The 26,542-nt window shown below is 57.7% G+C and carries 22 protein-coding genes; 7 read left to right on the top strand and 15 right to left on the bottom strand.

The window, feature by feature from the left end; translation table 11 throughout:
- Positions 1–83: 83 nt before the first annotated feature.
- Positions 84–977: an alpha/beta fold hydrolase gene (locus BIND_RS10545; protein ID WP_012385065.1), complete on the top strand. Its 894-nt coding sequence runs from the start codon at positions 84–86 to the stop codon at positions 975–977.
- A gap of 81 nt (positions 978–1,058) precedes the next feature.
- On the opposite strand, the gene otnK is transcribed toward BIND_RS10545, so the two are convergent.
- The 4 genes from otnK to BIND_RS10525 all read right to left on the bottom strand — a co-directional run bounded on the left by otnK (position 1,059) and on the right by BIND_RS10525 (position 5,603).
- Complete coding sequence (otnK, locus tag BIND_RS10540; RefSeq protein WP_012385064.1) at positions 1,059–2,336, bottom strand: 3-oxo-tetronate kinase; 1,278 nt, start codon at positions 2,334–2,336, stop codon at positions 1,059–1,061.
- A complete protein-coding gene (otnI, locus tag BIND_RS10535) occupies positions 2,333–3,142 on the bottom strand; it encodes a 2-oxo-tetronate isomerase (RefSeq protein WP_012385063.1) in 810 nt (269 codons plus the stop codon). Before otnI ends, otnK begins: the two co-directional genes overlap by 4 nt.
- A 135-nt stretch (positions 3,143–3,277) precedes the next feature.
- Positions 3,278–4,204, bottom strand: a complete 927-nt coding sequence (gene ltnD / locus BIND_RS10530) for an L-threonate dehydrogenase (protein ID WP_012385062.1) — start codon at positions 4,202–4,204, stop codon at positions 3,278–3,280.
- 91 nt (positions 4,205–4,295) lie between these two features.
- Positions 4,296–5,603 carry an MFS transporter gene (locus tag BIND_RS10525; RefSeq protein WP_425277053.1) on the bottom strand — a complete coding sequence of 436 codons (1,308 nt, stop codon included), beginning with the start codon at positions 5,601–5,603 and terminating at the stop codon, positions 4,296–4,298.
- 292 nt (positions 5,604–5,895) lie between these two features.
- Here BIND_RS10525 and BIND_RS10515 point away from each other — a divergent pair, with 292 nt between their 5' ends.
- On the top strand, positions 5,896–6,915 hold the full coding sequence (locus tag BIND_RS10515) for a LacI family DNA-binding transcriptional regulator (protein WP_012385060.1): 1,020 nt from the start codon (positions 5,896–5,898) through the stop codon (positions 6,913–6,915).
- A gap of 33 nt (positions 6,916–6,948) precedes the next feature.
- Positions 6,949–7,611: a 3-oxo-tetronate 4-phosphate decarboxylase gene (gene otnC / locus BIND_RS10510; protein WP_012385059.1), complete on the top strand. Its 663-nt coding sequence runs from the start codon at positions 6,949–6,951 to the stop codon at positions 7,609–7,611.
- 68 nt (positions 7,612–7,679) lie between these two features.
- Here otnC and BIND_RS10505 read toward each other — a convergent pair whose 3' ends face one another.
- The 10 genes from BIND_RS10505 to BIND_RS10460 form a co-directional block, all read right to left on the bottom strand.
- Positions 7,680–8,993 carry an MFS transporter gene (locus BIND_RS10505; RefSeq protein ID WP_012385058.1) on the bottom strand — a complete coding sequence of 438 codons (1,314 nt, stop codon included), beginning with the start codon at positions 8,991–8,993 and terminating at the stop codon, positions 7,680–7,682.
- 129 nt (positions 8,994–9,122) lie between these two features.
- Positions 9,123–10,109 (bottom strand): D-erythronate dehydrogenase, encoded by a 987-nt coding sequence (gene denD, locus BIND_RS10500; protein ID WP_012385057.1) that lies wholly within the window; start codon positions 10,107–10,109, stop codon positions 9,123–9,125.
- A gap of 107 nt (positions 10,110–10,216) precedes the next feature.
- Entirely contained in the window at positions 10,217–10,966 is a 750-nt protein-coding gene (locus BIND_RS10495) for a FadR/GntR family transcriptional regulator (protein WP_012385056.1), read from the bottom strand.
- Positions 10,967–11,126: 160 nt separating this feature from the next.
- The gene (locus tag BIND_RS10490; protein ID WP_012385055.1) at positions 11,127–11,561 is read right to left on the bottom strand and encodes a YeeE/YedE family protein; all 435 of its coding nucleotides are present in this window, start codon (positions 11,559–11,561) and stop codon (positions 11,127–11,129) included.
- Positions 11,558–11,968, bottom strand: coding sequence for a YeeE/YedE family protein (locus BIND_RS10485; RefSeq protein WP_012385054.1), 411 nt, complete (start codon positions 11,966–11,968; stop codon positions 11,558–11,560). Before BIND_RS10485 ends, BIND_RS10490 begins: the two co-directional genes overlap by 4 nt.
- 63 nt (positions 11,969–12,031) lie before the next feature.
- On the bottom strand, positions 12,032–13,444 hold the full coding sequence (locus BIND_RS10480) for a lipopolysaccharide biosynthesis protein (protein WP_012385053.1): 1,413 nt from the start codon (positions 13,442–13,444) through the stop codon (positions 12,032–12,034).
- A 240-nt stretch (positions 13,445–13,684) separates the two neighbouring features.
- Positions 13,685–14,416 (bottom strand): hypothetical protein, encoded by a 732-nt coding sequence (locus BIND_RS10475; protein ID WP_012385052.1) that lies wholly within the window; start codon positions 14,414–14,416, stop codon positions 13,685–13,687.
- 144 nt (positions 14,417–14,560) lie between these two features.
- Positions 14,561–15,583 carry an ABC transporter substrate-binding protein gene (locus tag BIND_RS10470; protein ID WP_012385051.1) on the bottom strand — a complete coding sequence of 341 codons (1,023 nt, stop codon included), beginning with the start codon at positions 15,581–15,583 and terminating at the stop codon, positions 14,561–14,563.
- A 60-nt stretch (positions 15,584–15,643) separates the two neighbouring features.
- Complete coding sequence (locus BIND_RS10465) at positions 15,644–17,893, bottom strand: TonB-dependent receptor plug domain-containing protein (RefSeq protein WP_012385050.1); 2,250 nt, start codon at positions 17,891–17,893, stop codon at positions 15,644–15,646.
- A gap of 197 nt (positions 17,894–18,090) precedes the next feature.
- The gene (locus BIND_RS10460) at positions 18,091–18,318 is read right to left on the bottom strand and encodes a DUF1674 domain-containing protein (RefSeq protein WP_012385049.1); all 228 of its coding nucleotides are present in this window, start codon (positions 18,316–18,318) and stop codon (positions 18,091–18,093) included.
- Positions 18,319–18,489: 171 nt separating this feature from the next.
- Between BIND_RS10460 and BIND_RS10455 the strand changes: the two genes are divergently transcribed.
- The 3 genes from BIND_RS10455 to ssb all read left to right on the top strand — a co-directional run bounded on the left by BIND_RS10455 (position 18,490) and on the right by ssb (position 22,459).
- Complete coding sequence (locus BIND_RS10455; protein ID WP_012385048.1) at positions 18,490–19,881, top strand: RsmB/NOP family class I SAM-dependent RNA methyltransferase; 1,392 nt, start codon at positions 18,490–18,492, stop codon at positions 19,879–19,881.
- Positions 19,882–20,025: 144 nt separating this feature from the next.
- A complete protein-coding gene (locus BIND_RS10450; RefSeq protein WP_012385047.1) occupies positions 20,026–21,771 on the top strand; it encodes a heparinase II/III family protein in 1,746 nt (581 codons plus the stop codon).
- Between the two features lie 145 nt (positions 21,772–21,916).
- On the top strand, positions 21,917–22,459 hold the full coding sequence (gene ssb, locus BIND_RS10445; protein ID WP_012385046.1) for a single-stranded DNA-binding protein: 543 nt from the start codon (positions 21,917–21,919) through the stop codon (positions 22,457–22,459).
- Between the two features lie 67 nt (positions 22,460–22,526).
- Here the strand turns inward: ssb and BIND_RS10440 are convergent, their stop codons facing one another.
- On the bottom strand, positions 22,527–23,531 hold the full coding sequence (locus BIND_RS10440) for an extracellular catalytic domain type 2 short-chain-length polyhydroxyalkanoate depolymerase (protein WP_041778706.1): 1,005 nt from the start codon (positions 23,529–23,531) through the stop codon (positions 22,527–22,529).
- A gap of 192 nt (positions 23,532–23,723) precedes the next feature.
- Between BIND_RS10440 and gyrA the strand changes: the two genes are divergently transcribed.
- A complete protein-coding gene (gene gyrA, locus BIND_RS10435) occupies positions 23,724–26,513 on the top strand; it encodes a DNA gyrase subunit A (protein ID WP_012385044.1) in 2,790 nt (929 codons plus the stop codon).
- Positions 26,514–26,542: the final 29 nt, after the last annotated feature.

Here is a 26,542-nt window from a genome sequence, read left to right as displayed (position 1 = left end):
TATTCTGCCGGAATACGCAAGGCTATATCACAAGAAGGCATGATGATACGCGTCGATGAGACGTGATAATCCGGAGAGACGCTATGAATATGAATATCGCAGCCATTCCGAACTCTGTGGAAATCTCCTTGCGCACAGCCAAGGTCGGTCCTGTGACGGTCTTCTACCGCGAAGCTGGCGATGCAGCGAACCCGACGCTTCTGCTGTTACATGGCTTTCCGACTTCCTCGCATATGTTCCGGGATCTGATCCCGCTTTTGGCTGATCGTTATCATATTATCGCGCCTGATATGCCGGGTTTTGGTTTCACCACGGCGCCCGAACGGGGTCGGTTCGACTATACATTCGACAATTTGACAAAGGTCATCCAGGATTTTACCGATGTCATCCGCCTTGAGCATTATGCGATCTATGTCTTCGATTACGGGGCGCCCGTCGGTTATCGTCTGGCCATGGCGCGGCCCGAGCGCGTGTCAGCGATTATCTCGCAGAACGGCAATGCTTATGAAGAAGGTTTGAGCGAGGGCTGGACGCCAATCCAGAACTATTGGCGTGAGCCAAGCCAGGAGAACCGGGACGCTATTCGCTCGCTGCTGACGCTCGAGGGCACCAAATGGCAATATGTGCATGGTGTCGCCGATGAGATGAAAGTAGCACCCGAAGCCTATTGGCTCGATTATGCTTTGCTATCGCGCCCAGGCAATGACGAGATCCAGCTCGACCTCTTTGGCAATTATGCAACGAATGTCGCGCTCTATCCCAAGTTTCATGCCTATTTCGCGGCCCAGCAGCCGCCATTCCTCGCGGTCTGGGGCAAGAATGATCCGTTCTTCCTGCCGCCAGGCGCCGAAGCCTTCAAGCGAGACAATCCAAAAGCCGAAGTGCATTTCTTCGACACCGGTCATTTCGCACTTGAGACGCATGCGCGTGAGATCGCCAGCACGATACGGGCGTTTTTGGGCCGCGTGACTGCGTGAAACCGAGACTTGATTCCCGTCATTGGTCGAGGATTGGCATGATCACCAACCCTCTTGCCATGTTGCATGGATGCGTCAGGATCATTGCATCAGTTCAAGCGCTCGGCTGAAGAAATCACGGCCGCCAAAATTGCCGGATTTGAGAGCGAGCAGCATGGCGCCATGTTCCTGATCGGATACCTCAAGAATGGGCACGCCTGGGGCGATTTCCTGTCCGATCGAAAAGGCTTGCACATGCAGCCGATCCACCGTTGCGCCCGATGTTTCGCCCCCCGCGACGACAAGCCGTTTCACGCCGGAATTGACGAGTCCCGAGGCGATTTCGGCGAGCGCCTTTTCGATTGCGATGCCGGATTCCTTGCCATGGCGGGCTTGCAGGGCAATGACTTCGGAAGGCGGGGCACTGCTGGCGATCAGTACCGGCCCCGATGCCAATTGTGGGCGGGCCCAGGAGAGGGCTCGTTCGACCGTATGGGCCGGGCTGGCGATGAGCTCTTCGGGTTGCAGGCGCAAGGTTGGAATAGCTCCCGCTACGGCCTCGATTTGCTGCAAAGTCGCTTGCGAGCAGCTTCCGGCAATGATCGCGGCATGTCCCGCGACCGGCGTGGAGGCCTTCTGTGACTGCACGCCAGCTTGGATCGGCTTGGACGCGGTGAGCGCGCGGGCCAGGCCAAGGCCGAGTCCTGAAGCGCCGGTCGATGTCGGCGCTTCCAGTGCAATCATTCCAATGGTTTCGAGATGCCGATCGAAAACCGCGTCGATGATTGCGCTTTGCACGCCTTCACTGGCTAGAGCGACGAGATGTGTGCGAACTGCCTCGACACCTTGTTCGACGACGGACAAAGGTACAAGGCCGACCTTGTCTCGACTCTGGCGCGCGAGAACGCGAACGAGATTGGCGTCATGCATCGGATTCAACGGATGGTCCTTGAGAGGACTTTCATTGAGCGGCACGGAACCAACGAAAAGATGGCCTTGATAGACAGTTCGCCCTGTCTCGGGAAAAGCCGGTGTCACCAGAGTTGGCAGCGTTGCATCCGCGTTGCGCAAGGCCTCCGTGACTGGACCGATATTGCCAAGATCGGTTGAATCGAAGGTCGAACAGATTTTGAATAGGACATGTTTGGCGCCGTGTTCGCGCAGCCAATGGTTCGCGGAGACGGCCAAGGCGACGGCCTCGTCCGCAGGAATGGAGCGGCTTTTGAAAGAGACGACGGCGGCATCGATATCCTTCAAATCGAGATCGGCCGCAGGCAGGCCGATGGTCTGGATCGTCCGCAATCCATTGCGGGCAAGTGTATTTGCGAGATCGGACGCGCCTGTATAATCATCGGCGATGCAACCGAGCAGCAAGCTCATGACCGTTCTCCCGTCAAGCTCAACACGGGTTCTCTCCGCGCATAGGGTTTGAACCAATCGAGTCCCGCCAAGGTGCCGGCGCGCGGGCGGTATTCGCAGCCCGTGAAACCGGCATAGCCCAGCCGGTCCATCTCCTCGAAAAGAAAACCATAGTTCAATTCCTCGCCATCCGGTTCATGGCGCGAGGGGACGCTTGCGATCTGCACGTGACCGATGAAAGGCAGGAGCTGGCGGAAAGCCATGGTCACATCGCCATGCATGATCTGACGATGATAAATGTCGAATTGTAGTTTTAGATTGGGCGCGGCGAGCTCTTTGATGAAGGCATCCGTCCAGGCAAAATCATTCAGGAAATAGCCTGGCATGTCACGGCTGTTGATCGGTTCGAGCAGAAGGTCGAGGCCTTTGTCGGCCAAAATTTCCGCCGTCCAGGCAACGGATTGAGAATAGGCGGCGGTCGCTGCCGCACTCGATCGCTCGCCGATGCCCGCCATCAGATGCAGCCGCTTGACACCCGTCGCCTCCGCATAGGGGAGAGCGTGTGTCACGGCCGCCTTCACATCCTCGAAGCGGCCGGGTAGGGCGGCAAGACCGCGTTCGCCGGCGGCCCAATCGCCCGGCGGCAGATTGAACAGGGCCTGGGTCAGACCATTGCGTGTCAAACGCTCGGCAATCGCCTCCGGCGTGAAATCATAGGGAAACAAATATTCGACAGCCTCGAAACCGGCGTCGGCGGCGGCATCGAAACGATCGAGAAAATCCCATTCATTGAACATCATCGTGAGATTGGCGGCAAAACGTGGCATGGCGGCATCCTCTACACGTTCAGGGTGATCGCATGGCTTATCGGTGTATTTCCAGATTCATCCGAATCTGAAAACGCCCTTATCTTGTTGTCTTAACGCATAATCGTGATCCAGAAAGCGTTCTGCTTTCGGGGGTTATGCTCCAGGCAGTTTCGTCCCGGTGATGTTGGCATAAAGCCGTGCGACTGAGGCATCATCCTCGCGGCCCATGCCGGCGGCGGAGGTCATCAGAAACATTTGCAATGCGGCGGCGGCGATCGGCACGGGAAATTTGGTGTTGCGTGCCATATCCTGAATAATGCCGAGATCCTTGACGAAAATATCCACGGCGCTGCGCGGCGTGTAATCGCCTTCGAGGACATGTGGCACGCGATTCTCGAACATCCAGGAATTGCCTGCCGAAGCGGTGATAACCTCATAAACCTTGTCGAGGTCGAGACCTTGACGGGCGGCAAAGGTGATTGCCTCGCTGGCGACGGCAATGTGTACGCCGGCGAGAAGCTGGTTGATCATTTTGAACGCGGCGCCTTGGCCTGGCGCATCGCCGAGTTCATAGAGTTTGGCAGCCATGGCATTGAGTGCCGGGCGCGCCTTTGCAAAAGCTTTTGGCGAACCGGAGGCGAGGATGGTCAAGGCGCCTTCCGCCGCGCGCTTTGCGCCGCCGCTGATTGGTGCATCGAGATAATGTCGGCCCGTCGCTTCGAGCTTGGCAGCGAGACGGCGAACAATATCGGGATCCATGGTGGCGCAGGAGATGAACACGCTGTCCTTGGGCATGGTCTCGGCCACGCCACCATCGCCGAAGAGGATAGCTTCCGTCTGCGCCGCATTGACCACGACCGAGATAACGCAATCGGCGTCCGCCGCTACGTCCGCCAGTATGGGGCTGCTGCGTCCCCCCTCCGCAACAAAGCGAGCAACGGCGTCCTGATTGGTGTCGCAACCGGTGACATCGAAACCGGCGCGCTTTAACGATTGCGCCATGCCATAACCCATGGAGCCCAGTCCGATGACGGCGACGCGCCCGAGCCGGAATTCCGTGGCATTTGTGACCGCATTCATTCTATTTTTCCTTCATTGTCGAAGAGGCCGTGAAATGATTGGTGAAAATGTCTGAGATCGGGTGGATTCAGAGCCGGATCCACCCTTGGTCTCAGTGATTGACCAATCTGGCGGGTGTCAAAAGTGTGACGATAGCCCCAAGGACGAGCATGGCAGCGAGCGTATACATGGCGTATTGCGTATTGCCCGTCGCGTCGCGGATCATTCCAATGACATAGGGGCTGACGAAACCCGCAAGATTGCCGATGGAATTGATCATGGCGATACCGCCTGCCGCGGCTGTTCCCGAAAGAAAAGCTGTCGGCAGTGACCAGAACAAGGGGGCGCATGTTAGGGCGCCGGCGGCTGCCAAGGACAAAAAGAGAATGGCAAAGCCCATATTGGTGGTTGTTGCTGCGGCGATGAAACCGACGGCGCCGAGCAAGGCGGGGATGGCGAGATGCCAACGGCGTTCACGATAGTGATCGGCGCTGCGGCCAAAGGCGATCATGACCACGACCGCGCACAGGAACGGGATCGCGCTAATGAGGCCAATATTGAAATTCCCGGTCACACCCACAGTTTTGACGAAGGTCGGCATCCAGAATGTCAAACCGTATTGACCTGTCACGACGGCAAAATAAATGAAGGCCATTTGCCAGATGCGCGGATTGGTGAAGACCTGCCTGAGCGAATGCGTTGTTTCCCGCTGAGCGGCTTGCGCCTTGATATTCTGTTCGAGGATCTGCTTTTCGTCGTCGCTGAGCCATTTGGCATCGCGGATATTATTGTCGAGATAGAAATAGGTGATGATGCCGACGATGACAGCGGGGACCGCTTCGATCAGGAACATCCACTGCCAACCTGCAAGCCCGCCGGTATGATGGAACTGGTCCATGATCCAGCCGGAAAGCGGATTGCCGAAAATGCCAGAGACGGGAATGGCCGCCATGAAGATGGCGATGATCTTGGCGCGTTTATAGGACGGATACCAGAAGGTCAGATAGAGAATGATACCTGGGTAGAAACCTGCTTCCGCCATGCCGAGGAGAAAGCGCATCACATAAAAGGCTGGCGCCGAGCCAACAAAGATAAAGGCGGCGGAAATCAGACCCCAGGTCACCATGATCCGCGCGATCCAGACGCGGGCGCCGACCTTGTGAAGGATCAAATTGCTCGGAATCTCGAACAGAAAATAACCGAGAAAGAAAATTCCGGCCCCTAATCCGTAAACGGCTTCACTGAATTGCAGGTCTTGCGCCATCTGCAATTTCGCGAAACCGACATTGATGCGGTCGAGATAGGCGACCACGTAACACACCATGAGAAAAGGGACGATGCGCCAGAAGACTTTGCGATAGGCCTGGCTTTCAGCATCCACATTGTTGGATGCCGCAAGCGGCAATGCATGCATTTCCATGCTCATATTTTCCTCCCTCGCCCGCTTCGGGCTTGGTTTTCCTTGATTGTTTTCAGGGGGGTCCCTTTCGCGATCAGCGAGATCACGCGGAAACTCTTGTTATTGAATCCTTGCATTGTCTGACGCGGGCGAAGCCCATCGCGCATGCCAATGCTTTGGCGCTGCTGTTCTGCGATGCAGATTGGCAGCGCTACCATTTTCTCTATCACATTTTGGCAGCGCTGCCAAATAGGACTTGAGACTCACTGCATTTTTATGGGAAAAGAGGTAGAAAGGGCCGGGAGGATTTTGCGTGTCTGAAGACCGCTGGCTTGACAATCGTAGGATCGCTTCCAGCGTGACCTTGACGGATGTCGCGCGCGAGGCGGGCGTGGGCGAGAGCACGGTCTCCCGTGTTTTGCGCAACCACGGTTCCTTTTCGGAAAAGACGCGCGAAAGGGTCCAGAGCGCGGTCGATCGGCTGGGTTATGTCCCAAACAAAATCGCCGGCGCGCTAGCTTCCACGGGATCGAATCTCGTTGCGATCATCATTCCCTCCCTTGCGAATATCGTGTTTCCTGATGTCTTGCGCGGCGCGCAAAACGCGTTGATGACGGCCGGTTTTCAATCGGTTATCGGCATCACGGATTATGATCAGAATCAGGAAGAGACGCTCATTGAATCCATGTTTGCCTGGCGCCCCGCGGGCCTGTTGATCGCCGGTCTGGAGCATAGCGAGCGCGCCGTGACGATGATGCGCGCAAGTGGCGTCCGCATTGCCGAACTTCTCGATACCGACGGGACGGGGATCGATCATGTCGTCGGCTTTTCGAGTCGTGAAGCGGGCCGGGTCAGCGCGCGTTATCTGCTCGCGAGAGGCTATCGCCGCATTGGCTATGTCGGCCATGATCTGAATCGTGACCGCCGCGCGGCGAAGCGGCTTGCGGGCTTTCTTGAAATCCTGGCCGAGGCAGGCATTAAACTTTATGATCGGGAAATCATCGACGCGGCCTCTTCTATCGAGAAAGGTCGCGCCGGCCTTGAGCGCTTGTTATCGCGCTGCCCCAAGCTCGATGCGGTTTATTTCTCCAATGACGACATGGCCATGGGCGGCTATTTCCTGTGCCTTGGCCGGGGGATCGCGATACCGGATCGCTTGGCCCTCTTCGGCTACAATGGATTGGATGTGGGCCAGTGCGCACCGCAACCGCTCACGACGATCAGAACACCGCGTGTTCTGATCGGTGAATGCGGCGCTAAACTCGTCTGCTCGGATGGACCGTCGCAGCTTATTGATGTCGGATTTGAATTGATGCAAGGCGCGACGGCCTGAGTGAGGCTGGCATACGAAGAGGCGGAAAACACGATGAGCGAGACAAAATTGCGCGACGAAATCTGCCGTTTTGGTCGTTCGCTCTTTGAACGTGGCCTGACGCCTGGGTCTTCCGGCAATATCAGTCTTCGGCTTGATGATGGAGGCTGGCTTGTCACGCCAACCAATGCCTCGCTCGGTTTTCTCGATCCGGCGCGCATCACGCGGCTCGATGCCACTGGAAAACTGGTTTCTGGTGATGCACCGACCAAGGAGATCCCGCTCCATGCGGCGCTTTATGAAACGCGAAGCAGCGCCCGCGCCATTGTGCATCTGCATTCGACGCATTCCGTCGCGCTATCTATGCTGCCGGAAATTGATCCGCGCGCGGTCTTGCCGCCGATAACGCCTTATTATCTCATGCGGGCGGGCGTGACCGCGCTTGTGCCCTATTATCGTCCCGGTGATCCTGCCGTGGCCGATGCCATCAAGGGGCTTGCCGGCCGTTATACGTCCGTCTTGTTGGCCAATCACGGTCCCGTTGTTGCTGGTGATACGCTCGAAGCAGCCGTCTTCGCCACTGAGGAATTGGAAGAGACCGCGAAGCTTTATCTTTTGCTGCGTGGTCTCAACCCGCGCTATTTGACGAAAGAACAGGTCGAGGATCTCGTCAAAACTTTTGGCCTGAAATTGGCCGAGGAACCGCATTCACATTGAATGCGGTTCATTTATTACGTCTTGCCGCATTCACATTGAATGCGGTCCAGGGACTGTGGCTCTAATCGTCACGCTTTGCCGGTCAGTTTGGCAGGAACCAGGAGAGTGAGGCCGGCACCGAGAAAGAGGAAAGCGGCGAGCATATACATGCCCAAATTGGAACTTTCCGTGGTGTCGCGGATAAAGCCGATCATATAGGGGCTGACGAAACCGCCGAGATTACCGACTGAATTGATGAAGGCAATGCCGGCCGCTGCGGCTGTGCCGTTCAGGAAAGCTGTCGGAATGCTCCAGAACAAGGGGAGTGTCGACAGAGCGCCCATGGCGCCGAGCGTCAATCCCGCCATGGCCAGGGGAATACTCTGCGATAGAAGCGCGCTGAGGATGAGACCAATGCCGCCGACGACGCAGGTCAGCGCGAGGTGCCAGCGCCGTTCGTTTCTGCGATCGGCGCTGCGGGCGATGAGCAGCATGGCGATACCGGCGGATGCATAGGGAATGGCGGTGAGCAAGCCGACATGCCAAGCGCTTTTGACGCCGGTGGCATTGATGAGTGTGGGCAGCCAGAAACCCACTCCATAAAATCCCATGATGAGACAAAAATAGATTGTTGTCATGAACCAGACTTTACGGTTCATCAGTGCAGCCCAAACCGAATGCACAGTTTTGCCGTCCGCATCACGCGAAATATTCCGGCTCAGAAGCGTCTTTTCGGCATCGGACAGCCATTTGGCTTTATGAATATGATCGGTAAGGAAAATAAATGCGGCAATGCCCATTACGATGGACGGCAAGGCTTCCAAAAGGAACATCCATTGCCAGCCGGTCCAGCCGGCCACGCCGTTCATGCCATCGATGATCAGGCCGGACAAGGGACCGCCAATAATGCCGGAGAAGGGCACGGCCGTCGCGAAAAGGGCGTAAATCCGGCCACGCCGCTCTTTCGGGTACCAATAAGTCAGATAGAGGATGACGCCGGGATAGAACCCGGCCTCTGCGACGCCGAGGAAGAAGCGCAGCACATAGAAGGCCCAAGGCGTGGTGACAAACATGGTGGCGCCTGAAATCAGACCCCAGGAGATCATGATGCGCGCGATCCAGACGCGCGCGCCGAGTTTGTGAAGCAGGATATTGCTGGGAATTTCGACCGTGAAGAAGCCGATGAAGAAAATGCCGGCGCCAAGACCATAAACCGTTTCACTGAACTGCAAGTCGGCGGACATTTGCAGTTTGGCGAGACCGACATTCACACGATCGAGATAAGCGCAAAGATAGCAAAGAAAGAGGAGGGGAAGAATGTGCCAGGTCACCTTGCGATAGATGGCATCTTCAACCTTTTTCTCCTCTGAATCCGCGACAAACGCGGTGACCGATAGAGACATGGATGTTTCCTCCGGGTATTCTGTATTTTTGACAGCACCCCACATGACAATGGTGCGCGGCAGGATCGGTTGATACGCCGATCTCATTGATTTTTATGGTTACTCAATACATTATTGTGTCTAATGGACTCAGACTATGGCGCCGCCCAATTCGTCATCGATGTGAGTCTTGATGATCGTATCCATTGATGTTTCGGCGACGAAACCGAGGGCCTCGGCGCGGCGCGCGGCGAAGGCGCGCGGCCAGCTTTCAATGATACGGGCAATCGCTGGGTCGGGGACCCGTTTGATAAGGCGTACGGCCTTTTCTCCAGCAACCCGCCGCAAGGCTTCGATTTCCTCCCCGACGGTCGCCGAGAGGCCGGGCATGGTCAAGCTGCGGCGCCAGCCGAGCGGTTCAAGATCAAGGCTCGCCGCATGTACGAGGAAAGAGACGGCGGCGCGAGGGCTTGCGAACCAGTGCCGGACATCATCCGAGACTGGCAGAACGGCTTCTTGCCCGATGAGCGGTTCGCGAAGAATATTGGAATAAAAGCCCGACGCCGCGGCATTGGGTTTGCCGGGGCGGATACATATTGTGGGGAGCCGCAGGCCAATGCCGTCGAGAAAGCCCTTGCGTGAGTAATCGGCCAAGAGCAGTTCGCCGATCGCCTTTTGTGTCCCATAGCTCGATAAGGGCGTGAGGATGAAATCATCCTCGATGACATCGGGAAGCGGGGCCCCGAAGACGGCAAGCGAGGAGGTGAAGATGACGCGCGGTTTGTAAGGCGATTTTTCGCCTTCATGGCGGATCGCCTCGAACAAAAATCGCGTGCCATCGAGATTGATGCTGTATCCCTTGTCGAAATTGGCTTCGGCCTCGCCAGAGACGATGGCGGCAAGATGAAAGACGAGGTCTGGCCGGGAGGCTATGATCGTGGCAGCGGCGTCCTTCTGGGCGATATCGGCGGCACGGATCTCGATCTTGCCGGTAAATTTTTCCGGCACGGGCGCCTCGATGACATCGACGAGGGATAGTTTTTCGATCTGTTTCTCACCGATCCGTCCGTCCTGAACCAGACGATGTGTCAATTTGCGGCCGATCATACCGGCGGCACCGATAATGAGAATATGCATACCCAAACCTCCCCTAAACGCGCTCTTGTTCACGCGTTTTGTTTTCACGGCCTCGTGTGTTCACGAGCGACATATCTTTCCGCCGCTGTAGGCGCGGCTGGCGTGTTCTATTGCGACCCGCTTCCCATGAGCTTTTTGCTGGTCGCATAAATACGATTAATGTGACGATCGAAAACCAGGCTCGTGGCTTCTGGGTCGTGGGACCTCAAGGCCTCGACGATCGCGGCATGATCCTCGTAGCTCTGGTTCATGGCGTCTGGTTTCGACATTGCTACACGGCGCCGGTCGAGCATATAGGTGTAAAGATCGGTCACGAAATCCGCGAGTAACGGATTGCTTGCGGAATGGTAGATGGCGAGATGGAATTCTCGGTCATAGATCAGAAAGCGCATGGGATCGTCGAGCACCTCATGCTGGGCCACAAGCGATGCATCGAGAAAGGCGAGCGTCTGCGCGGAAATATGCCGCGCCGCATCCGCTACAACGGCTCGTTCGACGAGCAGCCTCGACGCGTGAACCGTTTCGAGATCGTAGGTGTCGATCGTGCCGAGCGTGGAAAGACCACCGCGCCGCTGCGCCACCGAAACATTGGCGACACGCGTCCGTGCCCCTTGTGAAACCGAGACAATGCCGCGTGCGGAGAGGGTCTGAATGGCGCCGCGCACGGTCTCCCGGCTGACGGAAAGCATTTTGGCCAGTTCGCGCTCGCTCGGGAGTTCATCACCAAGCTGGAGAATACCGGACGCGATCAAGTCCTCGATCCTGTCGCCGATCGCCTCCTTCACCGTGCGCTTTAAGCCGAGCGAAGAGCCGACGACCGAGGCAATGGGAGAGGTATTCTTGTCATGCGGGCTCATTTGACTGACCTGCTGGACCAACCAGCAGACCAGTAAGCTCAAATAATCTGACCGTCAAGGCACAATTCGCAAGGCACAATCGGCAAGGAATAATCTTTAAGAGAAGGCTCCGCACATTAAGGCGCGGAGCTAGAGGCTTGAACCATGAAGAAACGCGCTGTCAGCGCGAGCCGCCTTTGTAGAATCGGTCGTGGATGACCATACCAATGGCCATGGCGAGAACGAAAAGGGGTGTCTGCCAGAGACCCAGCGACAGGGATGCTATGGCTGGACCAGGGCACAACCCTCCCAATCCCCAGCCGATGCCGAAAATCGCTGAGCCAAACAGAAGTGGCTTGTCGATTCTTTTGGTGGTCGGCAGATAGAAGGTCCATTCGAAGATCGGATGTTTCAGGCGCCGCGCGAGGGTGACCCCGATGAAGGCGACGATCACGGCGCCACCGAGCACGAAAGCCAGGCTTGGGTCCCATGCACCGAAAAGATCGAGAAAACCCTGAACGCGCACCGGATTGAGCATGCCGGAAAGAGCAAGGCCGAAACCGAAGACGGTGCCGCAGGCGAGGGCGGACAGGATGCGAGCAAGCTGGTTGTTCATAGGCCGAACTTTCTGAGAAGGAAGACCGTGAGAATGCCTGCGATGAGGAAGGTGACGACGGCGGCGAAGGAACGCGGGGACAATCGCGCAAGACCCAGAACGCCATGGCCGCTGGTGCAGCCCGATCCCAAGCGTGTACCGAAGCCGACCAGGAGCCCGGCGACGATCAGCAGGGGCCAAGGCTCGGTGATCGTGACATCCGGCGCATGGCCGAAAAACACTTTGAAGACCAGAGGTCCGAGGATCAGGCCAATGAGAAAGGCGCCATTGGCTGGAAGATGGTCTCCGCCAAGTAGCCGGCCGATAATGCCGCTGATCCCGGCGATGCGTCCATTAAGCAGCAGAAGCAGGGCTGCTGAGAGGCCGATCAACAGGCCTCCAGCCAGTGAATACCAATAGGAACTCATGTCAAATCCCCTGTCGTTCGAACATGGAATGAGAATGTATAGAAAAAATGCGATGTCTACACATCAAGTCCGCAATCGGGCCATGATGATGCCGCGCAGGCCGGCGAAATCGAGGCTAAGCGTGACGGTGGCATAGACGAGAAGACCTATGCCGATCTGCAAGGTCAGCGTCGCAAGGCCCGGCTCGCGCGAGCGCAGCGGCAGCAAGGCCGCCGACATCAGGGCCGTGGCCAGCATGGCAATGGCGAGATCGCGCCAGCGCGGCCATTGCGGTTTGGTGAAAGCAGCGAAGGTGATGAGCGCGATCAGTGCCGCCAGCATGGCGCCAGCCTGGGCGATGGCGAGGCTGGACGCATCAGGATTACGCGGCAGGACATAGACTAAAATGGGATCAACGAGACAGCCGATGAAAGCAGCGGCGATCAGCGGCACGGTTCTTTTCTCGATTTGAAAAATCGGTGTGATAGCGAATTGGATGAGCGCCGAGCAAAACAGTCCGGTCAGCATCAAGGGCAGCAGCATATAAAAGGGACCGCGAAAATCGTTTGGGACAATCATGCCCTCGATCGATGGCAATGTGAGCCAAAGGCCGGTACAGGAGGCGAGCACCACTGAGAAAATGATTGCTATATTATTGGCGAGCCGTTGCCGGCCGTGGCTCGGCCCCAGCAATTCATGGGTCGCGACGGCGATCTGGAAGAGAACGACATCGAGCGCTGAGCCAATGGCCTGTATGGCCTTGGTGCCGAAATCGAAGGCCAGGGAGAATTGTCCGGTTTCTGAAAAACCGTAAAAAATCGCGATCAAGGAGCGGTTGGCTAGGGGAATCGAAAGATAGAGCAGATTGGCGCAGACGATTGGCAGGCTATAGCGCACCAGCGCACTTGCCGTGGCAAACTGTGGCAAGGCTTGGCAGGTCTCACCGGCTGGCAAGCCGCTGCGTGCCGCCAGGACCGCTCCGCCAAGGCTCAATGTGGCCCCGACGAGGGTGAGCATGGCGGAATTGAACCAGAAGGCGGCGCCGCCCATCAGCAGGGCGCCGAGGAACGTCTTGACCAGAATCAGCCGGACATAATGCTGATCGTGGAAACGGGCCCGGGCCAAAGCCGCATGATAATCGAAGAGGCCATTGGCAATGGCAATAGCGAGCGCCAGGCCGATGAAAGGGTTGGAAAGGGTGAAATGCACCCCCGACAGCATGAGAAGGCCACCACCGATCGCGATGGCGCAGCCGATCAGGCTGAACGAGACATCGAGGGTTGGCCGTAGGGCCGGATTTTCGTGTTGCGAACGTTGCGAATAAAAACGCGTTGCGCCGAGGCGAATCCAATCGAAGAAAGCCGTCTGCACAGCGATGGCCGTCGCATGCGACAGAGCGAAACGGCCATATTCCTCCGGCCCGAGGAATTTCGCGATCAGCAGGCCAATCGCGAAATTGAAGAGAATATTGCACAGAAAAGCCAGAAAAACGGTCATGAACCGGGAAAAACCAAATGGAATCTCGCAGGCTGGTGGTCACGATGAACGCCAGCGTGGATCGGGAATAAGATGTCCTTTACGTTCCTTGTGTGACGATCCGCTTGCCGAAAATGCGCTGGAACTGACCCAAAATTTCTCATGATGCGGCTGCTCATGGAAAAAGGACGTATGGACCGCCCCTTTCTGCCACAAGATGAGAAAATTCAAAAATCTTCGGTGAACTTTACCGGTGGCGCGTCACTCGGCAACCTCCGCGTCGCGGGCTTTTTTGCCGAGGGCTTTCCATTGTCCATCCTCGAGAGACACCGGAACGATGGGGCGGCCGCCCCAGAGGCGGGGGCTCAGCCAGCCATTGGTCTCGATCAGGGCCTGCGACGGCGGCACGCTGGCGTCCTGATCGAGTGCTACCGGCAACAGGCCATGCGCGATCAAGGCATCGACGCGGACAGGATCAGGGAGATCGCGCAGACCATTGAATTCCAAAAAGCGGCCGCACCAGCCATAGGCCGTCAGCCCGACGGCGGCGAGAGCGCCGATCACGCCATCCTCGGTACCCCCGAGACCTTCGAGCAAGAGACCTGACTCGGCCGCTAATGTGCGCGCCTCGTCCTGCGTGACAAGATTTTGGGTGCAAGCAAGCCCGAAGGTGATGACGGCCGGCGTGCAGAGATCGGCGCGGGCGACGCAGAGACCTGGATCGCTCCCAGGACTTGCCAGAAGCCTGATATGATCCCTGACCCGCTGAATGAGTTCGGGGATAAGCTCTTCATCCTCGAGATCGACGGCGATACAGGCGGGGCTATTGTGGGACGTATAAGGGATGCGGGCATCGACTAATAATTGATGACGCAAGACACCCCAAAGCCGTACATGGTCCGGAAGTTTTTTTTCGAACATGCGGGCCAGTCGTCCGGTGCCGATCGGCGCGCCCAGAACGTCCGTGTCGTCAATGCCGATCAACAGGCGCATGGCTTTTCTTTTCTTTCGATTTGCGGGAGTTCCACCGAGAGCCGCCCATCGCGATTCTCGGCTCCGTTCTCCAATTTTTGCGTTGCGCGAGCATAAACGAAAATAAGAGGGGGTGAAGACGGCCTTTTCTATAACCATCCCTCTTCAGTGCAAGATGTGTTCTATGTCTTCGTCGCTTGGTTCGACGCCGAAGAAAAGCTTAAAGAAATCGCGTGTTTCCGTTTTGGTGTCGAAGGGCAGGAGATCCGGGTAAAAGACATGGGCTAACCATTGAATCCCGAGCGCGCGCATGACGCTCGGCGGTCGGTCGAGCCAATTGAAGGGAAGGCGCGGAACCGCGATGACGCGGTCCTTTTGCACGGCCTCGATATGACGCCAGCTGGGATCGGCTCCGATGCTCCGGGCAAAGCCCGGATCCTGGGCGAGGATGAGCTCCGGCCGATCGGCGATGATCTGTTCGAGCGCGATGCGTTCCATCCCCATATGGGTCGTCTGCGCGCAATGATGCACGTTCAGACCGCCCGCGATGACAATGGGTTCGGCGTGGAAGGAGCTATCGCATTCGGTGGCGAGACCGTCCGGCGATTCCGCGTAATAGATGCGGATTCTTTTCTCTTGTGGCAGTGAGCTGACAGCTTTAGCCACGTGTGTCTGTGCGGCTTCGATATAGGCGGCGAGTTTTTCCGCCCGCGCTTCCCGATGGAGCAAGATGCCGAGAAAGCGGAGCGCCGCCGGATAATCGGAAAGTTTGTTGAGTTCGATGAAGAGGATTGGGAGCCCGGTTGGACCATATTGCCGGATCGTGTGCTCCGTCTCTCCGGTTGGATCGACCCAGGCCAGGATCACGTCCGGATGCAGGGCCATGATTTCTTCCGGGTTCAGGGAGCGGCCGCGCCCCTGCATGGCACCGACGACCGGCAAGTTCAAAAGCGCGGGGTCGAGCAACGGCTTGGCGGGTTCGGCGATCGGGAAATTGGTCGCGGCCAGAAGATCCGGCGCCAGCGCATAAAGAAGTACCGTCAAGGGATAGGACGCGGAATAGATTTTGGTGATCGTCTCCGGCATGCTGACGTGACGGTCTTTCATGTCGATGATGTCACGCGCCTTGGCCGGCGAGAGAAGCAAAAGGCTCGCTAAAAGGAAAGCCAAGACGATCCAGCGTTTCATGACACGAGAGCCTTGCATGAGCGACGGAGCGACCCTTCGGTCTGGGTCAAAAGGCGGATTTTAGAACGAGATCACCAATTCGCTGCCATAAGTGGCCCCCCAGGCGGGATAGCCGTAGACCGTTTCATATTTGCGATTGGTGATGTTGCGGCCGTAAACGGAAATACGTGTATCCGAGAGCCCCAGTTTGAAACCGTAACCAACGCTCAGATCGACAACGACCGCATTGCCGATCTGATGGTAGCCACCGTCCGCCGAATTGAAGTTCGACAGGAACGGAGAGAAATAGCTCAGGGCGACTGTCCCGTTGAACCGGTTCCAGTTCTGCGTCAATGTGAAATTGACAATATCACGCGCCAAGGTCGCGCCATAGACCGCGATCGATGAACTCGAAGCTTGTCCGAGATGCATCCAGCTTGCGCGATAGGTCGTTGGACCGAGATCGCCCAGATCTGTATTTACGAGGTCTGGATTGCCGTGACCGAGCCAATCCACAGGCAGCACAGTCCCATTGGCCAGCAATTCGAAACCACTTCTATGTGTATTCGATTGCGACCAGATGGGGGTCTGATAGCCATTGATCGTTTGATAGCTCGTCGGTGTCTTATCGTTTGCGACATTGATGTCGAAATAATTGAAGCCTGGCTGGAAATAGGGAGCGATTGGCGCCGCGATGCCAACTTCCCATTTGTTTTGCGTTTCCGGAGCGAGCGATGTTCCCGTGGTGGTCAAGATTGCCATGGGTAACCCACTCTGTTCGGTATGGGAATAGCGGGCCGTTGCCAGCAATTGCGGCAGGATTTTCCATGTTCCGCCGGCGGCATAATTCAGAGCAATCGGCAATTGCCGATTGTAGAAATAAGAATAGAGGGTGGAGCTAGATCCGGTGCCAGATCCCGTGCCGGAGCCGGAGCCACTCCCGGATTTGCCCCCACCGGTTCCAGAGCCTGCCTGACTCGTGCCACTATTGCTGCCCGTGCCACTTCCCGCATTACCGCCGCCGCTGCCGCTACCCAGATTATAGAGGTCGATGCCTTGATTGATCGTGCGGTCATCGACCCTCGCCGAGGCGTCGAGGGTCAGGGCATCATTGAAGAACTTATGTTCGAGATTGCCATAGCCGCTCAGAATCGATTCCGAATGTGCATAGCCGGCACTGAACATCTGGCCGGTGGGTGAATCATAGGTGACATATTGCGTGCCGAGCTGCAGCAAAGTATCGCCTAGATGGATATTGTGGCGCATGTGCACGTTGAATGTATAGGTGCGATCATAATTCGAGGTGATCGCACTGTTTGCGTAGCTCGCCTGCACATTGTTGGCGGAGACGAGATTATAGGACAAGATCAGCATGGTGGAGTTGATCGCGTCCCAGGTGAAGAGAGAATTCGATGTTGCGACCAATGTATCGATTGGCGTGAAGGACCATTGTTGCGCAACAAGCGAGGAGACGTTTTGGCCATCCGTCGCGCGTTGAAAACCATAGCGCGCATGGTCCTGAAAGACTGTGAAATCAGTTCGGAAGCCGCCAGCAATGACGCCGCCCGCCACCTGCGAGGATTGTGTATTCTCCCAGGCGTTATAGCCAGAGGGGCCGTTGGTCTTGCGATAGGAGAGCAAACCGGAAACATAGGCATTGGGCTCGCCAGGCGCGCCGACAAAGGTCGTGCCGGCATAACCTGAACTTGAGAATGTGCCGAAATTCTCGATCCGGGAGCGCGATTCACCTTCCGTCTTTGACGGTCGGCGGGTGCGGATGACGATGAAACCGCTGTTCAGGGCGCCAGAGGCCGTATCCAAATTCGTCATCGGACCGAGCGTCAGGGCCGTCGGGTCTCGGATGATATCGACTTGCTCGATGAGCGAGACCGGCAAGGTCCGCAGGACACGGCCGGCCGTCGCAAGCGGCATATAGGCGCCATCGATGATGAAGCCGTAATTGGAATCGCCGCGAATCTGGAGATTATTGGAAAGTTTCCGCCCCTGAAAGGTCGGCATGACGCCGGTCGCATGGCTCAAGAGGTCGTAGACATCCACGGGTTTCAGGGCATCGATATCGGCGCGGGTGAAGGTTTCCGTATGCGGTCTGCTGCTCGCCGCGACGCGAGCGAGATTACCCGTATTGTCGGGTTTCAGATCGGCGCGTCCGAATGGACTGTTGTCGGGGCTGGCCTCGATGGTAATGGGGGCAATATTCGTCACCGGGGCGTTTTGGGCAAAAGCTGAGACGGGAAGTCCGATGAAAGCAAAGGTGGAAAACCTAAAAAACTGGAAGGATTGTCTCGCTCCTCGCCTGAATGTTCCACTCATGCTTGTTATCCCGGCCGTTCTCACTCGGGAATAGCAATCCGAGCGAGCCTATTGATAAATTGGGTCCCCCTGCGAACCCTCCCGGCGGGATATATATCTTTAGAGGTATAGCTTTGAAAGCGATTTTTGACAGGAACGGCGGACATTGCTCGTGCTGTTGGGATCAAGATCGGTGCGGCTGATCTCGCGCTGCCAGATCAAAAATCGCTCGCAATTCCGTTTTTTTCCCAATCTCCATAACGGACCGGTTCGGGTCCATCCCGGCCATTGATTTCCTTGGGGAGTGTATTGTGTTGCGCGTCGTGGAGTTTGCGGCGTTCGGCGGCTTCCGCCAGCGCACGTTTGGCCGCTTCCGACAGTGGCTTTGCCGCTGCTGCATCAGCGGGTTGATTGGATTCACTCGGGGGTTGTTTGTCTGACGTCATGTCTATTTCCTTGCGATAAAGCAGGCCTAAGGCTTTTACCGGACCGGATTTAATTTGAACTCTTGTCGGATTAGGAAGGCCGCATCAGGAAGAAGGAGAATGCGGCCTTCGAAACTTCCGTTGGCGCAACAGTCGCGACGTGCATAAAATGAAATGTGAGAGATAAAAAGCGTGGCAAATTCATCCATTCGGCCGGCGGCGTCCGGGCGCTCGAAACTCCGCAAGCCAGCCGCTTCGAGCACCGAGGAGCAGCCTGCGGGGCTCGGCGTACGGCGGACAGCAGCGGCGATCTTACGGGCGATTGTGACCAAGGGACAGGCGCTCGACGATTTTTTCGCGCCCGAGTCGAACCCTGAAATTCTGGCGGGTCTCGAGCCGCGTGACAAGGCGCTGGCGCGATCGATCGTCACCGTGGCTCTAAGAAGGCTTGGCACGATCCGGGCGGCGCTCACCGGGCTTTTGGCACAAGGTCTCCCGCGCCAGGCGCCGGACCTCGAATGGATTTTGCTCGTCGCTGGAGCGCAAATCCTGTTTCTTGACGTTCCCGATCATGCCGCTGTCGATCTTGCGGTGCGCGCGACGCGGCTCGATCCCAAAAGCACGCCTTTCGCTCCGCTAGTCAATGCGGTTTTGCGCAATCTTGCGCGTGGGCGGGAAAAAATCCTCGCCGAGAGTGACGCGCTGGCCATGGATACGCCGGCTTGGCTCGCCAAGCGCTGGCGCGAGACTTATGGCGAAGAACTCGCCCGCGCCATCGCTTTGGCGCATCGCGAAGAACCGACCCTCGATGTGACGGTCTTGGCCGAGCCGGATCTCTGGGCGGAAAAGCTTGGAGCCCGCCTGCTGCCGACGGGTTCATTGCGCCTTGAAACGCATGCGCCGATCGCCGATCTGCCCGGTTTCGCGGAAGGTGTGTGGTTCGTGCAAGATGCCGCCGCGGCCCTGCCGGCGCGCCTCATGCCGGCCGGTCCCGGCTTGCGCATCGCCGATTTTTGCGCGGCCCCGGGCGGCAAGGCCGCGCAACTTGCCGCAACGGGCGCGCATGTGACGGCGATCGACCGCTCAGCAACCCGATTGAAACGGTTGAGCGCCAATTTCGCGCGATTGCATCTCGAAGCCGAGGTACTGGCTGCCGATGTCTTAACCTTCGAGGCCGAGCCTTTCGATGGCATTCTGCTCGATGCGCCCTGTTCGGCGACTGGCACTATTCGCCGGCATCCCGACATTGCCTGGATCAAACAGCCGAAGGACATTCTCGCCCTCGCTTTGGCGCAGGCACGCATGCTGGATAAAGCGGCAACCCTTTTGAAAGCCGGCGGAACACTTATTTATTGCACCTGTTCGCTTGAACCCGAGGAAGGCGAAGAGCGGATCGAGGCTTTTCTCCAAAATCATCCCGAATTTCGGCGGAGGCCCATCAGCCCGGGAGAAGTCGGGAACTTGAGCGAAATCATTAACCAAAACGGCGATTTACGGATTCTTCCGGCGCATTTTCAAGGCACCGAGGCGCGTTTTTCTGGCCTTGATGGCTTCTTCGTCTCTCGTTTGGTTCGGTGTGGTTAATAAAGCCGAGAGGTTTTTAGCTTTACATGGGAGGCGGCCTTTACGACGGGCCTCGAAACGCGGGGCAGGGCAGTGGACGTCACCTGGACTCATGTTGGAGCTAGAGGAGAGAATTCCCTGAGCGGCGCATCATTTAAGGATCGGTTGCGCCTTTTGGGTTTGCTCTCGGCGCAAGGAAAAGCCCTGGCTCGGCGTCTCGTCAGCCTGCCGCTCCGGCAATTGCCTAATTTGCGCGGCAGGCCGTTGGAACGTCTGCTGATCGCGCCGCAGGATATCAGGACCAGTGATCCAACGATCGCGGCCGATATTTACGCCGGCTATTTTTCCTTCGAGGGCAAGATCGTCAATACGCACGGCCGCTCGCCTTTCGAGATCGAACCCTTGTCCCCTGCCTGGGCGCGGGCCTTGGCCGGGTTCGGCTGGCTGCGTCATTTGCGTGCGGCCGATACAGCGCTCGCTCGTGCCAATGCCCGCGCCTTGGTCGATGATTTTCTGACATTGCAGGGAAAACCTCGCCCTGGCCCCGCCTGGGAAGTCCGGCCGGCGGCCCGGCGCATGCTGGCCTGGCTCTCGCAGTCACCAATCATTCTTGAAAATGCCGATCGGGCTTTCTACCGCCGGTTCATGAAGGGGCTCACGCGGCTCCAGATTTTTCTCGAACGCAAATTGACCGAGGGGATTGTCGGCGAGGATCGTTTGCTCGCGGTGATCGCCTTGGCCGAACTCGGACTCTGCGCGGAGGGCGCGAATAAAGTTTCGGCGCGTGGGACCCGTCTTCTGACCGAAGAGCTCGAGCGGCAGATTCTGCCCGATGGTGGCCATATCAGCCGCAATCCGCGCATTCTTATTGATCTTCTGCTTGATCTCTTGCCCTTGCGGCAGGCCTATGCGGCGCGTGGGTTCCAGACGCCGGCGCAGCTTTTAAACGTGATCGACCGCATGATGCCGATGCTGCGGCTGTTTCGCCACGGTGATGGAACGCTCGCTTTATTCAACGGCATGGGCGTGACCGCGCCGGAGCTTCTGGCGACCGTCCTTGCCTATGACGATGCCCGCGCACAGGCCCTGACCAACGCGCCCTATTCGGGTTATCAGCGGATCGAGGAACAGGATACGGTCTTCATCATGGATGTCGGCCGGCCGCCGCCGCAGGGTTTTTCCCAGCGCGCGCATGCGGGGTGCCTGTCCTTTGAATTTTCGATCGGCGCGCATCATCTCGTGGTCAATTGTGGCTCGCCCGAAGCCAATCGGCCTCTGGCGCGCGAGGCGGCGCGCGCCACCGCGGCCCATTCGACGCTCGTCATCGATGATAGTTCCTCCTGCCGTTTCACCACCAATGCAGGCCTTTGGCGCTGGCTCGGCACGGAAATCCTTTCAGGACCTGAAAAGGTCGAGGTCAAGCGGCAGAGCCGGGCCGAAGGGGTTGAGATTATCGCCTCGCATGACGGTTACGCACCCCGCTTCGGCTGGTTGCACGAGCGCCGGGTCACGCTGAGCCGGGATGGGCGTCAACTGGCCGGTATCGATAGTTTGCAGCCAGCCGTGACGGAAAAGGCACCGGAGCCTCGGCCCTTTGTCCTGCGTTTTCATATTCACCCGCAGGTGCGGGTCAGGCGTCTCCTCAGCGGAACCGGTGTTCTCTGCTTGCTTCCCAATGGCAGAAGGTGGCTGTTCGAAGCCAAATCCGTGGCGATCGATTTGGAGGAAAGCGTCTTTTATGCCTTGCCCGATGGTCCGCGCAAAAGCGCGCAGATCGTTGTCCAGGATCTGGCTCATGAAAAGCTGGAAATCGCCTGGCGTTTCCGCCGTATCGAGCGCAAGCCGCGAGGGGCAGGCTCTGCTGAGACCATGCAAATGGGCGAACCGCAGCCGGGGACCGAAAACGCTTAAACGCCCTTGATCCCCGTCCGAGGGGAGAAAGCTGGGCATATCGGGCGATTTAAACGCTTGCCAGCATGCAACCGCGCCGTTTCCTGTTATCACAGGCATTGAAGCATTATTTTAAACGCAATGCTGCTCAGGATAGGAGGCGGTGATGTCGGGAAGTGTCAATAAGGTCATTCTCATCGGCAATCTCGGCCGGGACCCCGAGGTGCGGCGGATGAATTCCGGAGAGGCGGTCGTCAGTTTCAGCCTGGCGACGACGGAATCCTGGCGCGATAAGATGTCGGGTGAGCGCCGGGACCGGACGGAATGGCACAATGTTGTGATTTTCAACGAGAATCTAGGCAAGATCGCAGAGCAATATTGCAAGAAGGGCTCAAAGGTCTATCTCGAAGGCCAATTGCAGACGCGTGAATACCAAGATCGTGACGGCAACCAGCGCCGCACCACGGAAGTCGTCTTGCAGCGCTTTCGCGGCGAATTGACCCTGCTCGATAGCCGTGGCGGCGGGCGTGGCGATTATGGCGGTGACGCTATGGTCGAAGGCGGCGGCAATGCCAGTTTCGGGCGCAGCTCGCCCATGGAACGTTCGCAGGATCGCCCGATGGACCGGAATGAGGACAGAATGTCCGATCGCCGCTCGAGTGGTCCGGGCCGCATGGCCGATGTCATTGATGATGATATTCCATTCTAAGAGAGTGTGTGATCAAACTCCAAAATGGATTCACTTTGGAGTTTGATCTGAATACAATATACAATACTCAAGGGGCTTGTTCCAAGCGCTCGACCATGGCGTGGACAGCGGAAAGCTGCGGACCGCTCCGGACCTGGAAATTCAAGCCGCTATAGCCCCACCAGTCCCAACAGCCTTGCGGATTGGCTTCGCTGATCTCGATTTGCGGATACAGCATGATAATGCTGTTGCTGTCGGCCCATTCATTATAGCCGAGCTTGCTATAGACGGCGTCGCCCACCACATCGGCGCCTTGCTGGCAGCCATGGAAAACCACGTGAACGGGACACTGCTCACGGCTTTTCTTGTTGCCATCATTCCGGCACTGGGCGGGAACATACACATAGCCCCTCGCTGCCAGACTGCTGTCGGCGCTTCTGTATGCGCTTTGATCGAAGGCCTCCGGCTGGCTCGAAAGTGTCACCGCCTCAGGCCGCAAGGGCCCGTAAATCTGTGTCAGAATGGCTTGCGGCTGGTCATAGGCCTTCCCGTCCATTGAACATTGATCGATAAAGGGTGGCCTGGTGAGAGGGCAGGCATTGCCGAAGATATTTGAGATAAAGGCATGGCCGGCGGCGAGTTCATGCGTATAATGAATATTGCCAGCGGGGACGCCCGCCGCGAGATAGAAATCCTGGGTCGCGTCGACGACGGATCGTTTGACGATCGTATCCTTGGTGCCGCTGAACAGATAGATCCTTTGCGCGGCAATGGCTGCAGGGGAATCGATCTGCCCCAAGAAAGCGAAGCCTTGTGCTGCCTTTAAGGAGGCAGCACCACTCGGGTTCCCCGTGAGGCAGGTCTGTACCGAGCCCAAATTCACAAAGGCGCAATTATAGGGCCCACCCGCTACGACGCCGACGCCGATCGTGCTGGAGGCGAAGGCGACGCCATATTGTACGGCCATGAAGGCCCCTGACGAGAGGCCGGAAACTGACATATGCCCTTTGTCGGCGCCCAGCGCCGGCAAGGCTGGAGCCGTCGTGATTTTTATTGTCTCTTGCGCCCTGTTTTGGGCTGCATCTTGCGCCATGACGGCGAGAGGAAGGGATAAAAGGAGAAGAAGTGATGAACAACGAAGAAAAGGGGCAAATGTGATAGGCATAGGAAACCCTTAAAGAATCTCTGAAATCATGCCCCCGATCCCGGCGCGCCGCAAACTGGTTTTTTTGGACGCCATGATCGGATAAAATGAATTTTTCTTTTCCTCCTCCTGGATTCGAACTTGGCCGATCATGATGAAAACGGGCAGGGGCCCGGCGGTTCCGACATAAAGCCCGTCTCGCTTTCCGATGAAATGCAGAGCAGCTATCTCGCTTATGCGATGAGCGTGATCGTGAGCCGTGCTCTGCCCGACGTGCGCGACGGCTTGAAGCCGGTGCATCGGCGCATTTTGTTCTCCATGCATGAGAACAACCACACGCCGGACCGGCCCTATGTGAAATCCGCCCGTATCGTCGGCGACGTCATGGGTAAATATCACCCCCATGGCGATACGGCGATTTACGACGCCTTGGTGCGTATGGCGCAGGGCTTTTCCATGCGCCTGCCGCTCATCGATGGCCAGGGCAATTTCGGCTCGGTCGATGGCGATCCGCCAGCGGCCATGCGTTATACGGAGTCGCGTCTCGCCCGGCCGGCCCTGGCTTTGCTCGCCGATATTGATTCCGACACGGTCGATTTCCAGCCGAATTATGACGGCAAGGAGCATGAGCCGGTCGTTTTGCCGGCCCGCTTTCCCAATCTTCTCGTCAATGGCGCGGGCGGCATTGCCGTCGGCATGGCGACCAATATTCCCCCGCATAATCTCGGCGAGGTGATCGATGCGGTCATCGCTCTGATCGACAATCCCGAGATGAGCATCGAAGAACTGACGGCCATCGTCCCAGGACCGGATTTTCCGACCGGCGGCAGCATTCTGGGCCGGGCTGGCATCCGCTCGGCCTATGCGACGGGGCGCGGCTCGGTCCTGATGCGCGCCAAGATCGAGATCGAGGAGATCCGCGAAAAGCGCGAGGCCTTGATCGTCACCGAAATTCCCTATCAGGTGAACAAGGCCACGCTCATCGAGAAAATCGCCGAACTCGTGCGTGAAAAGCGCATCGAGGGCATTTCTGATCTGCGCGATGAATCCGACCGTCAAGGCATGCGTATCGTCATCGAGATCAAGCGCGATGCGGTGCCCGATATCGTGCTCAATCAGCTCTGGCGCTATACAGCTCTGCAATCGAGCTTTCCCTGCAATATGATTGCTCTGAACGGTGGGCGGCCGGAAACCCTCACCTTGCGGGATTTCCTGACGGCCTTCATCGACTTCCGCGAGGAGGTCGTCACCCGGCGCACCAAATATCTGCTTGGCAAAGCGCGCGATGCCGCCCATCTCCAGGTGGGCCTTGCCATTGCCGTCGCCAATATTGATGAAGTCATTCGCCTGATCCGCACCTCCGCCGATGCCGCGGAAGCGAGAGCCGCTCTTTGCGCCCGCGATTGGCCGGCACGCGACATGGCGCCTCTCATCGCCTTGATCGCTGATCCGCGCCACACTTTGACGCCTGAGGGCACGATCCGGCTGTCGGAAGCCCAAGCGCGCGCCATTCTCGAATTGCGGCTGCAAAGGCTGACGGCGCTTGGCCGCGACGAGATTGCTGAAAACCTGAACAAGCTCGCCGCCGAAATCGCCGATTATCTCGACATTCTCGGCTCGCGCGCGCGGCTCTTCGGTATCATCAAGGATGAGATGATCGCGGTCAAAGAGGCCCATGCCACGCCGCGCCGGACGATCATTCTTGATAGTGACGCCGGCGTCGATGACGAAGACCTGATCCAGCGCGAGGATATGGTCGTCACGGTTTCGCATGCAGGCTATATCAAGCGTGTGCCTTTGTCCACTTATCGCGCGCAAAGGCGCGGTGGCAAGGGCCGTTCCGGCATGCAGACGCGCGATCAGGATTTTGTGGCGAGGCTATTCGTCGCCTCGACCCATGCGCCGGTCCTGTTCTTCTCCTCGCGTGGGCAGGTCTATAAGGAAAAGGTTTGGCGCCTGCCCCTTTCGGCCCCGCAGGCACTCGGCAAAGCCCTGGTCAATATTCTGCCGCTCGAACAGGATGAGCGGATCACCACCATCATGCCGCTGCCGGAAGATGAAAAGCAGTGGGAAAGCCTCGATGTGATGTTCGCGACGACGCGCGGCACGGTGAGGCGCAACAAGCTCTCCGATTTCGCGCAGGTGAACAGAGCCGGCAAGATCGCCATGCGGCTCGATGAGGGCGAACAGATTGTCGATGTGCAGATCTGCACTGAGCAAGACGATGTCCTGCTGACAACGGCCAATGGTCAATGTATCCGCTTCGCCGTCACCGATGTGCGCGTCTTCAAGGGACGCGATTCCATGGGTGTGCGCGGCATTGCTTTGGGCGAGGGCGACCGAGTCATTTCGCTCGCCATTCTGCGCCATATCGAGGCCGATAGCGACGAACGCACGGCTTATCTCAAGAGGCGCCGTGCCGTGGCCGGAGAGACGGCGGAAGAGGCTGCGAGCGAGGCGGAAGAAGCTAATGCCGAGGAGGCGCTGGGCTCCACAAGCCTCAGCCTCGAACGTTATGCCGAAATGTCGGCCGGTGAGCAGATCATCCTGACCATTTCCGCCAATGGCTATGGCAAGAGGACATCCTCGTTCGAATACAGGATCACCGGACGCGGCGGCAAAGGCATTGTCGCCATGGCGGTCAATGCCCGCAACGGCAAGCTCGTCGCCTCCATGCCGGTGGAAGAGGGTGACGGCATTATGCTGGTGACTAACGGCGGCCAGTTGATCCGCTGCCCGGTCGAAGGCATTCGCGTCGCCGGACGTGGCACGCAGGGTGTCATTGTATTTAATACGGCCGAAGACGAGCAGGTTGTCTCCGTGGAGCGGATTCCTGAGGATGAGGCAGAGCGCGGCGAGGAAGAGGGACCGGGCGAGCAGGGGCCTTTGGGAGATTCAGGGCCAAGTGATAATGGGGATACGCCCGAGTGAGGCGAAGGGTAGAGGGGGAGCCATAAAGC

This window comes from Beijerinckia indica subsp. indica ATCC 9039, assembly GCF_000019845.1.
Classification (GTDB): Bacteria; Pseudomonadota; Alphaproteobacteria; order Rhizobiales; family Beijerinckiaceae; genus Beijerinckia; species Beijerinckia indica.
The sequence above is the reverse complement of the archived record's forward strand: the minus strand, read 5'-3'. Positions and strand labels throughout refer to the sequence as shown.